We start from the raw sequence: 14,648 nt of genomic DNA, 5'->3' as shown, positions 1-14,648 counted from the left end.
GCAGGGTGGGGATGCTCGGTGACTGTCCCGCAACAGCGGCGTGACAAGGCGCGAGGTAAACCTTTTCATGGCAAGGCTTTGCGCGGGCCTGTGCACTGGGGCGTGATCCACGGGTCAAGCTTTGCCGGAGGCCGCCAGGGAGGGCTCCGGCAGGGCTCTGTGACGAGCCGGGCAAAATTCCGCAAGGAATCTCGACAAGCACCCCGAAGCCCGAATAATCTTGCGCCGGGCTGAAGCAGGCTGCTTCAGTCGCGCCGTCATTGGGGGCGGCGCTTTCACCAGGGGAAGGGTGCATGGAAGCGTTGCCGAGCGAGGCCGGCGGGGAAGCTACGGCCGGTGCCGCCGATACCCCGGCCCATTCAGACCGCGAACCCGAAGCCGGCGCACCCGATGCGGCGTTGCGCGGACTGGTGCTGCTGGCGCAATTCCACGGCATCGCCGCCGACGAGGCGCAGCTGCGGCATCAGGCCGGCATCGGCGGCGCCCGCTTTACCGAGAACGACCTGCTGCTCGCCGCCAAGCGCCTGGGCCTGAAGGCCAAGGTGCTGGAAGTGCCGGCGGCGCGCGTGGCGAACCAGGCCTTGCCGGCGCTGGCCCTGCGCGACGACGGCGCGGCTTTCCTGATCGCCAAGGTTGCGCAAGGCCGGGTGCTGACCCAGGACCCGGCCACCGGCCGCACCACCATCCTGGGCGAGGACGAGTTCGCGCTGCGCTACCAGGGCCGCCTGCTGCTGGCCGCCTCGCGCGCCTCGCTGGTGGCGGAGCTGGCGCGCTTCGACTTCACCTGGTTCATTCCCGCCGTCGTCAAGTACCGCAAGCTGCTCGGCGAAGTGCTGCTGGTGTCGCTGTTCCTGCAGCTGTTCGCGCTGGTCACGCCGCTGTTCTTCCAGGTGGTGATGGACAAGGTGCTGGTGCACCACGCCATGACCACGCTGGCGGTGATCACCGTCGGCCTGATCGTGATCACCGTCTTCAATGCCTTGATGAGCGGCCTGCGCACCTTCGTGTTCGCGCACACCACCAGCCGCATCGACGTAGAGCTGGGCGCGCGCCTGTTCCGCCATATCCTGGCGCTGCCGCTGGCCTATTTCGAATCGCGCCGCGTCGGCGACACCGTGGCTCGCGTGCGCGAGCTGGAGAACATCCGCAACTTCCTTACCGGGCAGACGCTGACCTCGGTGCTGGACCTGCTGTTCACCTTCGTATTCCTGGCGGTGATGTTCTTCTACAGCGGCTGGCTGACCCTGATCGTGGTGCTGTCTCTGCCGGCGTATGCGATCTGGTCGGCGATGATCACGCCGGTGCTGCGCCGCCGGCTCAACGAGAAGTTCGCGCGCAGCGCGGACAACCAGTCCTTCCTGGTGGAAACCGTGTCCGGCATCGGCACCGTCAAGGCGATGGCGGTGGCGCCGCGTATGACGCGCACCTGGGACAACCAGCTGGCCGGCTATGTCAGCGCCTCGTTCCGCGTTACGCGCCTGGCCAATGTCGGCCAGCAGGGCGTGCAGCTGCTGCAGAAGCTGGTGGGTGTGGCGATTCTGTTCTTCGGCGCGCGGCAGGTGATCGACGGTTCGCTGACGGTGGGCCAGCTGATCGCCTTCAATATGCTGGCCGGGCAGGTGGCCTCGCCGATCGTGCGCCTGGCCCAGCTGTGGCAGGACTTCCAGCAGGTCGGCATTTCGGTGGCGCGCCTGGGCGACATCCTCAATACCCGCACCGAACCGGGCGACAGCAGCCGCATGGCGCTGCCCTCGATCCAGGGCCGCATCACCTTCGAGAACATCGGTTTCCGCTACCGGCCTGATACCGCCGAAGTGCTGGCCGGCATCGACCTGGACGTGAAGGCGGGCGAGGTGATCGGCATCGTCGGCCGTTCGGGTTCCGGCAAGAGCACGCTGACCAAGCTGGTACAGCGCCTGTACGTGCCGGAACGCGGACGCGTGCTGGTCGACGGGCACGACCTGGCCCTGGTCGACCCGGAATGGCTGCGCCGGCAGCTCGGCGTGGTGCTGCAGGAGAACTTCCTGTTCAACCGCAGCGTGCGCGAGAACATCGCGCTGGCCGATCCGGGCATGCCGATGGAGCGGGTGATCGAGGCCGCGCGCCTGGCCGGTGCGCACGACTTTATCGTGGACCTGCCGCAGGGCTACGACACCGTGGTCGGCGAGCATGGCGCCAGTCTCTCGGGCGGACAGCGGCAGCGCGTGGCGATCGCGCGCGCGCTGGTGGGCGATCCGCGCATCCTGATCTTCGACGAGGCGACCAGTGCGCTGGACTACGAGTCCGAACGCGCCGTGATGGACAACATGCGCGCCATCTGCCGCGGCCGCACGGTGCTGATCATCGCGCACCGGCTGTCCACCGTGCGGCAGGCCGACCGCATCGTGGTGATCGACAAGGGCAAGGTGGTCGAGAGCGGCGCGCCGGACCGGCTGCTGGCAATGGACGGCCATTTCGCACGCCTGCACCGGCTGCAGCAGGGTTGAGGGGCGCGACGATGCAAGCCATGAACAACATGCTGGCCCGCTACCGCGAGGTGTGGAAGGAAGCCTGGGCACGCCGCAACGAACAGCCGCCGGCGGACCGCACCGCTGAAGAAGCCGCCTTCCTGCCCGCGCACCTGGAACTGATCGACACGCCGCTGGCGGCCGCGCCGCGCTGGACGCTGCGCCTGATCATGGCCTTGTTCGCCTGCACGGCGATCTGGGCCTGCGTGGGCAAGGTGGACATCGTCGCCGTGGCGCCGGGCCGCACCGTGCCGGGCGGGCGCACCAAGACCATCCAGCCGATCGAGACGGCGGTGGTGCACCGCATCCTGGTGGCCGATGGCGATCACGTGGCCAAGGGCCAGCTGCTGGTGGAGCTGGACGCCACCGCCGCCGATGCGGAGTCGAACAAGGCCCGCGAGGCGCTGCTCGATGCGCGCGCCACCGTGTGGCGCACCACGGCGCTGATCGCTGCGATTGAGAGCGGCGCGCCGCTCGCGGCATCCGCCGCCGAACTTCCGCCGGAACGGCAGGAAGCCGCGCGCCAGCTCGCCAACGGGCAGTACGCCGCCTACAACGCCAAGGTGCATGGCCTGGACGCGATGCTGGCCCAGCGCGAAGCGGAGCTGCGCACGGTCGAATCGGCCATCGTGCCGCTGGAGCAATACCTCGACATCTCGCGCACCAAGGTCGCCGACTACGAAAGCCTGCTGTCGAAGAACTATGTGCCGCGCCAGGAATACCTGCTGCGCAAGCAGGAGCGCATCACTGCCGAGCGCGACCTGGCCCAGCAGCAGAGCCGCCGGCAGGAGCTGAGATCCGCCATCGTCGGCGCCCGCGAGGAGCTGGCCCTGCATCGCAGCGACACGCGGCAGCAGCTGCTCGACGAGCGCCGCAAGGCCAGCGAGCAGATCGGCCAGCTCGAACCGGAAGTGGCGCGCACCGCGCAGCGCCGAGCGCTGATGCAGCTGCGCTCGCCGGTGGACGGCACGGTGCAATCGCTGGACATCCACACCGTGGGCGGCGTGGTGACGCCGGCGCAGAAGCTGCTTTCGGTGGTGCCGGACGACGACCCGGTGGAAGTGGAAGCAACTGTGCTCAACGCCGATATCGGTTTCGTGCGCGAAGGCCAGTCCGTGGCGGTGAAGATCGACAGCTTTCCGTACACGCGCTACGGCTATCTCGAAGGCACCGTCGCCAGCGTGTCGCACGACGCGATCCAGGACGAGAAGCTGGGGCTGGTCTACAAGGCGCGGGTGAAGCTGGCGAAGTCGTCGCTGATGGCCGACGGCGTGCGCGTGACGCTCGGCGCCGGCATGACGCTGGCGGCGGAGATCCGCACCGGCAAGCGGACGATCGCCGAATACCTGTCCGGGCCGTTGACGAGGGCGGGCAGCGAGGCGATGCGCGAGCGGTGATCGGGACGGGCGCGGCAAGGCGCTCTTGCATGCAGTCAAAGGGGAAGGGGCTGATGGCAATCCACATTTCATATCGGCTGTGCAGCGCCTTGCTTGGGCTGGCGTGCGGTGCGCCGATCCACGCCGCGGAGCCGCCCGCGCCGGCCGATCCGGAAGTGGCCGTGATGCCGCGCACCTGCCACGGCCAGGCCAACGATGCGATCTACGTGGCGCTGGGCCAGGACGTGTTCCGCGTGCCGGGCACGCCGGATCGCGTCGGCATCTATCCGATGCCCTATCCGAAGCCCGGCACAGCGGCGCCCGCTGCAGCAGGCGATGCGCCGCCCGGTTGTCCCGATCATCCGGCCGAAGCTTTCACGCTCAACCTCTCCCTGCATCAGTCCTCGCTGCTGGACCAGCTGCCGGGCCTGCCGCCCGAACCCGCGGCAGCCATCAACGTCGCCCGCGTCGGCAACAGCCCGTATGGCGAGCTGTCCGCCATGAACACGCTGGCGATGATGGTGAAGCGCCATCCCTGCCGCGACGTTGGCAGCGGCCTGGTCGAATGCACCGGCCATGCGGACCAGAAGCAGGGCGGCTCCGTGCTGTCCTCGCAGGCATCCGTCTACGGCACGCCCTTGGGCCACCCCTTCATCGTCACCTGCGGCTTCGGCCCGGGTATCTGGGCCCACGACTGCCAGGTCCATTACCAGTTCTCCGAGCGCCTGGTGCTGAGCTACCAGCTCAACCGCGACCTCGTTCCGGCCGCGCGGATGATCGAGCTCGATCGAGCCATCCGCGCCGGCGTCCAGCGCCTGCTGATGCATCCGCAACATTGAAGTCCGCTGTCGTTCGAACCCATCGATCTCTGTCATCCACGTTCAAGGAAGGAAACTCATGACGGTCAACGTTAGCTACCAGCGCGGCAACGGCGGCATCACGCTCACCGCGGCGCAGCTTGCCCAGCTGGAAGCCTTGCGCAGTACCCAGCAGGGCAAGTTCGACGCCAATCACGCGGCCCTGGCGCTGGGTACGCCGATGTACGAGCTGCTGCTGAGTTTCATCAGCGACGAGCAGGTCACCACCGAGACGCGCCATGACGAGTTCGGCGTGCCCTACCAGGTGCAGACGGTGACGCGCGTGCCCATGGCGGGCGTGGATCCGGTGGTGTGGCGCTGGATCGACGGCGCCACCAAGGTCAACAGCGGCACCGGCTTCTTCGCCGACTTCATCCGCGACTACACCAAGATCCAGTACGGCCTGCGCGGTGGCGACGCGGCGCAAGCCGAGGCGCTCAACCAGACGGCGTCCAACCTGATCGCCTTCAACCTGGTGAACGACATCCTGGGCCACAACGGCAACCTGCCCGGCATCACCGGCCTGGGTGCGATCGACGCGGGCGCCGCGGCGAGCACGGTGTTCCAGGGCCTGCCCGGCAGCCCGAACCCGGACTACTCGCCGTGGGCCGGCACGCTGCTGTTTCCGTACCTGGGCTTCGATGGCTTCTTCAAGGACCTGATCCTCAACAAGGACCAGGTCGTGGCGAACATCGAGGGCAAGGGCACGATCACCGTCAAGAACATCGAAGGCACCTACGACCTGTTCGCCGCGATCCAGGCCGCGCGCTCCGCATCGATCAGCGCGGGCATCAGCAACATGCTGGAGGCGATCCAGAACCTGTTCGGCCCGTCGGTGCCCGATACCGACCAGAACGACCTGATGCAGGCCGCCACGCAGTTCTTCCGCGACTACTATGGCCTGGACGAAGACAGCATCTTCGACCCCGGCCGCGCGCTGGTCTTCAACGGTGCCTTCTCCGAAGGCGGCGAGACCTACACCGTGGGCAAGCTCGGCGACGACTCCGGCATCGGCGGCGGCGCCGGCAGCGACGTGATCAATGCGGGCAAGGGCAACGACACCATCCTCGGCAGCAGCGGCACCGACCTGATCGATGGCGGCGAAGGCACCGACACGATGCGCTACGAGGACAGCTACGACATCGAGCTGACCCTCGACACCGACCTGCACGGCAGCGGCCCGTACAAATACCGCGTGGAAGCCCACGGCCCGATCGCCACCGACCTGATCTACGGCGTCGAACGCGTCGTGCTGGGCTCGGGCGACGACACGCTCAAGATCACCAAGCCCGACGCCAGCAAGCTCGAAGGCCTGGAGTGGATCGACCTGGGCGCGGACGGCGGCGACGAAGGCGATACGCTGGACCTCAGTGGCATGGACAAGGGCGCCAACGTCACCGATGCCGGCGACAGCGCGGTGACGCTGCACCTCGACGGCGGCAGCTTCGACGTCAAGCACGCCGAGACCATCAAGGGCACCAAGTACGACGACGAGATCGCCGGCGGCGACGGTGACAATTTCCTCTACGGCGACGCGGGCGACGACAAGCTCGACGGCGGCGCCGGCAAGGACGAATTGAAGGGCGGCGAGGGCGAGGACCACCTGCTCGGCGGCGACGGCGACGACAAGCTCTACGGCGAAGCCGGCCGCGACAAGCTCGAAGGCGGCGCGGGCAAGGACCGCCTCGAAGGCGGCGACGACGATGACGACCTCGACGGCGGCGAGGACGACGACAAGCTCTACGGCGGCGACGGCAAGGACACCTTGAAGGGCGGCGCGGGCAAGGACGAGCTTTACGGCGAGGCCGGCGACGACACCATCAACGGCGACGACGGCGACGACAAGCTCATCGGCGATGCGGGCGACGACACCCTGGACGGCGGCGCCGGCAAGGACAATCTCGACGGCGGCGACGGCAACGACCAGCTCAAGGGCGGCGATGGCGACGACACGCTCGACGGCGGCAGCGGCAGCGACCGCATGCAGGGCGGCACCGGCTTCGACAGCTACAAGGCCGACGCCACCGACGTGATCAGCGACGAGGACGGCAAGGGCACGGTCAAGCTCGACGGCACGACCCTGGTCGGCGGCACGCGCAAGAAGAGCGACCCGGAGAACCAGTACAAGAGCCTGGACGGCCAGTACACCTACCTGCTCAACGGCAGCACCCTGGTCATCAATGGCGGCCTGACCATCAACGATTACCACAAGGGCGATCTCGGCATCCGCCTGGAAACCGAGGACGATCCGCCGCCGCCGCCCACCCACGACCCGAACAACAGCGTGGTGCGTCGCGACCCGCTGGCGCTGGACCTGGACGGCGACGGCAAGATCCTCACCAGCGCGATGGCCTCGTCCAATGCGTATTTCGATATCGACAACGACGGCATCGCCGAGCACACCGGCTGGATCAATCCGGGCGACGGCCTGGTGGTCAACGACGTCAACGGCAATGGCTCGATCGACGGCCTGAACGAGCTGTTCGGCGGCCCGGGTTCCAACGGCTTCGAGGCGCTGCGCAATGCCGGCGACGACAACCAGGACGGCCGGATCGACGCGCAGGACGCGATCTACCAGAAGCTGCGCGTGTGGATCGACGCCAACCAGGACGGCCTGAGCCAGGCCGGCGAACTGCATACGCTGCAGGAACTGGGCATCGACGCGATCAAGCTGGGCTACGACGCGGTCAACAAGGACAGCAACGGCAACCGCATCATCGGCGAAGGCTCGTTCGTGCGTAACGGCGTGGAGTCGTATGCCGCGGCGTTCGACCTGCAGTTCGACAACCGCATCACCAAGGATCCGGGTTCGCATTCGATCAACCAGACCGTGCTGCAGGGCCTGCTGGAGCGCGGCATCGCACTGCCCATGCTGCGCGGCTTCGGCAATGCCAAGGACCTGCAGACCGTCTATGCGCAGGACGACCAGGTGCTGGCCCGCGTGCAGTCGCTGGCGCAGGCCGCGCCGGCCACGGTGTATGCGCAGTTCGAATGGCTGATGGCCGACTGGTCCGGCCTGAGCGCGTTGCGCGGCCAGGCGGGCCTGAGCAAGTCCGAGCCGCTGAGCAGCGCGGAGAAACTGTGGATCCTGGAGGTGTTCTCCGGCATCTCGCAGTACCGCGGCGTGATCGAGCAGGACTACGCGGCGCACCGCAATCCCTACATCAGCAATATCAACGCCGCCTATATCGACGAGCGCTTCAATGCGCTGTCCATGCACTTCGCCGACCGCTTCCTGGCCCAGGGCCCGCTGGGCCAGGCCTTCGCCGGCACGGTGTATTCGCTCAGCAGCAACAAGCTGGAAGTGACCGACGCCGCGCGGCTGGCGGCCGGACTGGAAGCCTACGCCAAGGCGATGACCTCGCCGGACCATGCGCTGGTGCTGGGCGAGGTCTACGCGCAGTTCCGCGCCGACCTGGGCGTCAACGAGGCGGCCCTGGCCGCGGCGCTGGCCGGCTATGCCAACGCTTCGATCTTCCGCGACCTGCTCACCGGCACGCTCAGCGACATCGGCTACGGCCACCGCGACTACACCGGCCTGGACGGCGGCTCCTGCGTGGTGGGCACCGGCGACAATGACGTGCTGCGCGGCCGTGGCGGCAACGACGTGCTGATCGGCGGCGCCGGCGACGACACCCTCGATGGCGGCACCGGCGACGACCGCCTGCAGGGCGATGCCGGCAACGACAACCTGATCGGCGGCAGCGGCAACGACGTGCTCGAAGGCGGCGCCGGCAACGACGTGCTGACCGGCGGCGCTGGCAGCGACACTTACCGCTTCGGTGCCGGCTTCGGTAGCGACCTGATCGTCAACTACGACCCGGCGGATGCGGTGGGCGACGTCGACGCCATCGTGCTCGATGCCGGCATCGCGGCGTCCAGCGTGTGGATCGAGCGCCGCGGCAACGACCTGCTGGTGCACCTGGGCCAGGGCAACGACGCCATCCGCGTGCAGGGCCAGTTCGACGATGCCGACGCCACCAGCTACGCGGTGGACCAGATCCGCTTCGCCGACGGCACCGTGTGGGGCCGCGACTACATCAAGGCCCAGGTGCAGGTCGCCAACGACAGCTCGCAGGAAATCCATGGCTATGCCACGGACGAGGCGCTGTCCGGCGGCTACGGCGACGACGCCATCTTCGGCAACGACGGCAACGATACCTTGCACGGCGACGCCGGCAACGACCGCCTGTACGGCGGCGAGGGCAACGACGTGATCGTCGGCGACGGCGGCGACGACAGCCTCGAAGGTGGCGCGGGCAGCGACATCTACCGCTATGCGCTGGGCGACGGCAGCGACACCATCTACAACGATGGCAACCGCGCGCAGGACAGCGACGTGCTGGAGTTCGGCGAGGGCATCCTGCCCGGCCAGGTGGCGGCCGCGCGCCAGGGCGACAACCTGTATCTGAACATCGGCGCCGACCGCCTGAACCTGTACGGCTACTTCACCCAGGATGCCGGCACGGTACGTACCGTGCGCGAGATCCGCTTCGCCGACGGCAAGGTGTGGAGCGTCGAGCAGATCAAGGCGATGGTGATCGTGCCCAACGACAGCGCGCAGGAAATCCATGGCTATGCCACGGACGACGTGCTGTCCGCCGGCGGCGGCGACGACCAGATGTACGGCAAGGCCGGCAACGACACCTTGCAGGGCGACGCCGGCAACGACCGCATCTACGGCGAGGACGGCAACGACATCCTTATCGGTGGCGCCGGCGACGACCAGCTGTTCGGCGGTGGCGGCAACGATACCTACCGCTACGCGCTGGGCGACGGCAGCGACACCATCGACAGCACCGGCAGCTGGGGCGCGTCGAACCAGGACGTACTGGAATTCGGCGCCGGCATCGAGGCCGCCCAGGTGGCGGCATCGCGCCAGAGCTACGACCTGCTGCTGAAGGTCGGCACCGACACGCTGCGCGTGCGCAACTACTTCTACGACGACGCCAACGGCAGCGACACTCTGCAGCTGATCCGCTTCGCCGACGGCACCTCGTGGACGCCCGCAGCGGTCAAGGCGATGGTGATCGCGCCGAGCGACGCCGCCCAGGAGATCTACGGCTATGCCAACGACGACACGCTGTCGGCCGGCGGCGGCGACGACAAGATGTACGGCTATGCCGGCAACGACGTGTTGCACGGCGACGACGGCAACGACCGCCTCGACGGCGGCGACGGCAACGACCGCCTGGCCGGCGGCAAGGGCAACGACTGGCTCTACGGCGGCAGCGGTGCGGATATCTACGAGTTCAATGCCGGCGACGGCAACGACGTCATCGACAACACCGGCAACGGCAATGCCGCCGCGGCGGACGCACTGGTGTTCGGCAGCGGCATCCTGCCGGCCGGCGTCACCGTCTCGCGCCAGTCGGACAACCTGGTGCTGCAGCTGCCGGGCGGCACGGATTCGGTGGTGGTCAACTACTACTTCAGCAACGACGCCGGCACCAGCAATGCGCTGAAGGAAATCCGCTTCGCCGACGGCACAAGCTGGAACGTGGACACCGTCAAGGCGATGGTGCTGCAGCCCACCGACGCCAGCCAGACGCTTTACGGCTACGAAAGCGCGGACACCATCGCCGCCGGCGGCGGCGATGACGTGGTGTTCGGTAACGGCGGCAACGACACGCTGAACGGCGATGCCGGCAACGATTCGCTCAATGGCGGCAACGGCGACGATGTGCTCGACGGCGGCGCCGGCAACGACCGCCTGGCCGGCGGCGCGGGCGAGGATATCTATCGCTTCGGCCTGGGCGGCGGCAACGACGTCATCGACAACAGCGGCAATGGCACGGGTCAGCCGACGGATACGCTGGTGTTCGGCGCCGGCATCCAGGCGGCCAATGTGAGCGCGCGGCGCGAGAACGACGACCTGCTGCTGACGGTGGGCACGGGCGGCGATTCGGTGCGCGTGTCTGCCTACTTCGCCACCGATGCCAGCACCGAGCGCGCGCTGCGCGAAGTGCGCTTCGCCGACGGCACCAGCTGGAGCGTGGCGCAGCTCAAGGCCATGGTGCTGCAGGGTACGGCCGATGCGCAGTACCTGGTCGGCTACGCCAGCGACGACACCATCGCGGCCGGCGGCGGCAACGACGTCGTCTATGGCCGCAACGGCAACGACACGCTGTCCGGCGAGGACGGCAACGACCAGCTGTACGGCGAAGCGGGCGACGACAGCCTGTCCGGCGGCGCGGGCGACGACAGCCTCGACGGCGGCCAGGGCAACGACACGCTCAACGGCGGCCGCGGCACGGACTCGCTGCGCGGCGGCCTGGGCGACGACCGCTATGTCTATGCGGCGGGCGACGGCAACGACGTCATCGTCGATGCCGACGGCCTCAACATCCTGGCCCTGCAGGGCATCAACCAGGGCGACCTGATCATGCGCCGCGACGGCAGCGCGCTGGTGATCCGCTTTGCCAACGCCGCCGGCGACAGCCTTCGCCTGGAGCAGTACTTCGACGCGCAGACTGGCGTCGCCAGCCGCGACCTGCGCATCGAGATCGGCGGCGGCACCTGGAACCTCACGCCGGCCCTGCTGGACGTGGAAGCGGTCAAGGGCAGCGCGCTGGCCGACGTCATCTACGGCAACACCCTGGCCAACCGCATCGACGCGCTGGATGGCGACGACACGGTGTATGCCGGTGCGGGCGACGACACGCTGAGCGGCGGCGCGGGCAACGACACGCTGCTGGGCGAGGCCGGCAACGACGCCATCGACGGCGGCGACGGCAACGACCTGCTCGATGGCGGTGCCGGACAGGATCGCCTGGCCGGTGGCGCGGGCGACGACATCTATATCGTCGACGATGCCGGCGACACGGTGACCGAGCAGGCCAATGGCGGCGACGACCTGGTCCGCAGCAGCGTCACGCATGCGCTGTCGGCGAACGTCGAGCGCCTGGAGCTCACCGGCGTCGCCGCCATCGACGGTACCGGCAACGCGCTGGACAACACGCTCACCGGCAACGGCAGCGACAACCGGCTCGACGGCGGCGACGGCAACGACACGCTGTACGGCAACGGCGGCAACGACACCCTGATCGGCGGCGCGGGCGACGACCAGCTCGACGGCGGCTGGGGCAGCGACGCCCTGCGTGGCGGCACCGGCGACGACACCTACTTCGTGGATGCCACGGACGACGTGATCGTCGAGCTGGCCGGCGAGGGCCACGACGTGGTGTATGCCAGCAGCAGCTACGTGCTGTCGGACAACATCGAGAAGCTGGTGCTCACACAGGAGGGCTGGGCTGCCGACGGCACCGGCAATGCCGGCGACAACGACCTGGTCGGCAATGCGCAGGACAACCGCCTCGACGGCGGCGCGGGCGCCGACACCATGACCGGCGGCCTGGGCAACGACACTTATGTGGTGGACCAGGCCGGCGACGTCATCGTGGAGCTGGAGGACGAAGGCAACGATACGGTCGAGTCCTCGATCAGCTACACGCTCGGCGCCACGCTGGAAAACCTGGTGCTGACCGGCAGTGCCGATATCGACGGGCTGGGCAACGACCAGGACAACCTGCTGGTCGGCAACGACGGCAACAACCGCCTCGAGGGCGGGCTGGGCAACGACACGCTGGCCGGCGGACTGGGCGACGACTACTACATCGAGGAATCCAGCGGCGACCGCGTGCGTGAGAACGCGGACGAAGGCATCGACACCGTCGAGCGCCGCTACGAGACCAACCTGATCCTGGCCGCCAACGTGGACAAGCTGCTGCTGGCCGCCGGCATCCAGACCGGCAACGGCAACGGCCTGGACAACGTCATCACCGGCAACGCGGGCGCCAACAAGCTGGCCGGCCTCGACGGCGACGACGTGCTGTACGGCCTGGACGGCGACGATGCGATGTGGGGCGGCACCGGCACCGACCAGCTGTACGGCGGCAACGGCAACGACTATCTCGACGGCGAGGAAGGCGCGGACCGCCTGGAAGGCGGCGCCGGCAACGACATCTATATCGTGGACGACGCCAACGACGTGGTGGTGGAAGCGGCCGGCGGCGGCGCCGACCAGGTGCAGGCCACCGTCAGCGCCACCCTGGCCGCCAACGTCGAGAACCTGTTCCTGATGGGCACCGCCGCCATCGACGGCACCGGCAACGAGCTGGACAACTACATCGCCGGCAACGGCGCCGACAACAAGCTCTACGGCATGGGCGGCAACGACACCATGGTGGCGGGCGCGGGCAACGACACCCTGGTCGGCGGCACGGGCGACGACAAGTACGTGTTCGATGCGTCCTCCGGTTCCGACGTGGTGGACAACACCGGCGGCGGTAATGACGGCGTGTTCTTCACCAATGGCATCACGCGCGACAAGCTGAGCTTCAGCCGCGACGGCAACGACCTGCTGATCTTCGTCAGCGGCGGCGCCACGCCTGCCGTGCGCGTCACTAATCACTTCCTGGGCGGCGATGCGGCGATCGACTACGTGCAGCCCGATGGCGGCTTCTCGCTGACCACCGCGGAGATCAACCAGATCGTGGCCGGCGGCAGCACGGGCGGCCAGTACGACCAGGTGATCGACGGCACCGCCGCGGGCGAGCAGCTGGTGGGCAGCAGCGGCAAGGACCTGGTGCGCGGCCTCGGCGGCAACGACACGCTGTTCGGCATGGGTGGCAACGACACCTTGCAGGGCGGCGATGGCGACGACTATCTCGCCGGCGGCAATGGCAGCGGCTCAGGTTCCGGCGACGACCGCCTGGAAGGCGGCATCGGCAACGACCAGCTCAACGGCGAGGACGGCAACAACACGCTGATCGGCGGCGCCGGCGACGACAAGTACGTCTATGGCGGCGGCAAGGACGTGATCGACAACACCGGCGGCGGTTTCGACGGCGTCTTCTTCAACAACGGCATCACCGCCGCGCAACTGACGTTCACCCGTTCGGGCGACGACCTGGTGATCACCGTGGGCGGCGACGCGAACAAGACGGTGACGGTCACCGGCCACTTCCTCGGCGGCGATGCCGCGCTCGACTACGTGCAGCCGGCTTCCGGCTCGATGCTCGATACGGCGGCCATCAACGCCCTGGTAGGCACGGGCGGCAACCCGGGCGGCGGCACCAATCCGGGCGGTGGCGGCAGTACGCCGGGCGAGCCGGGCAACGATGCCGACTACACCCGCACCGTCACCGGCACCGCGGCGGGCGAACAGCTGGTCGGCAATTCCGCGCGCGACCTGATCAAGGGCCTGGGCGGCAACGACACGCTGTTCGGCATGGGCGGCGACGACAAGCTGGTCGGCGGCGACGGCGACGATTACCTCTCCGGCGGCAACGGCTCGTTCAGCGGTTCGGGCAACGACATCCTGGTCGGCGGCAACGGCAACGACACCCTGGTGGGCGAGGATGGCAACGACTACCTGCAGGGTGGCGCGGGCGACGACCAGTACGTCTACCGCGCGGCCAACGGCAAGGACGTGATCGACAACGCCGGCGGCGGCACCGACTGGCTGATCTTCGACGGCGTCAACCGCTCGCGGCTCAGCTTCCACCGCAGCGGCGACGATCTGATCGTGCTGGTCGATGGCGATTCCAACCAGCAGGTGCGGGTGCAGAACCACTTCCTGGGTGGCGACAAGGCGATTGCCTATGTGCAACCGGCGGATGGCAATGGCATTCCCGCTTCGGCGATCGGTGCGCTGCTGAAACCGCTGCCTACCGGGTTCACGCCGGCATCGACCGGCTTCAAGGCCGCCAGCCTCGAGGCAACCGATGTGGCGCAGACCTGGCAGGCTCCGGCGGCGCTGGATCAGCTGGTGCAGGCGATGGCGCAGTTCGGCGGTGAGGACGGTGGCGTGGGCCTGCTGCCGGAGGCGCCGCTGGATCTGTCGCAGATGCCGGCGCTGGTCAGCAGTCCGCAGTCGCTGTCCAGGCACGCCGCGCTGGGCTGAT

4 protein-coding genes are annotated in these 14,648 nt (G+C 68.3%); all 4 read left to right on the top strand.

The window, feature by feature from the left end:
* Positions 1–293 precede the first annotated feature (293 nt).
* Genes KK141_RS09585 through KK141_RS22945 form a run of 4 tightly spaced genes read left to right on the top strand, consistent with a single transcriptional unit; the run spans position 294 to position 14,647 of the window.
* On the top strand, positions 294–2,486 hold the full coding sequence (locus KK141_RS09585; RefSeq protein WP_214570613.1) for a type I secretion system permease/ATPase: 2,193 nt from the start codon (positions 294–296) through the stop codon (positions 2,484–2,486).
* Positions 2,487–2,506: 20 nt separating this feature from the next.
* The gene (locus KK141_RS09580; RefSeq protein ID WP_250901669.1) at positions 2,507–3,904 is read left to right on the top strand and encodes an HlyD family type I secretion periplasmic adaptor subunit; all 1,398 of its coding nucleotides are present in this window, start codon (positions 2,507–2,509) and stop codon (positions 3,902–3,904) included.
* Between the two features lie 53 nt (positions 3,905–3,957).
* Positions 3,958–4,722 carry a hypothetical protein gene (locus KK141_RS09575; protein ID WP_214570615.1) on the top strand — a complete coding sequence of 255 codons (765 nt, stop codon included), beginning with the start codon at positions 3,958–3,960 and terminating at the stop codon, positions 4,720–4,722.
* A gap of 58 nt (positions 4,723–4,780) precedes the next feature.
* Entirely contained in the window at positions 4,781–14,647 is a 9,867-nt protein-coding gene (locus KK141_RS22945) for a calcium-binding protein (protein WP_284733868.1), read from the top strand.
* Position 14,648 lies beyond the last annotated feature (1 nt).

The sequence above is a fragment of the Dyella sp. LX-66 genome (genome assembly GCF_018599165.1).
GTDB classification, from domain to species: Bacteria; Pseudomonadota; Gammaproteobacteria; order Xanthomonadales; family Rhodanobacteraceae; genus Dyella_D; species Dyella_D marensis.
Note: the sequence above shows the minus strand (reverse complement) of the source record. Positions and strands in the feature narration are given on the sequence as shown.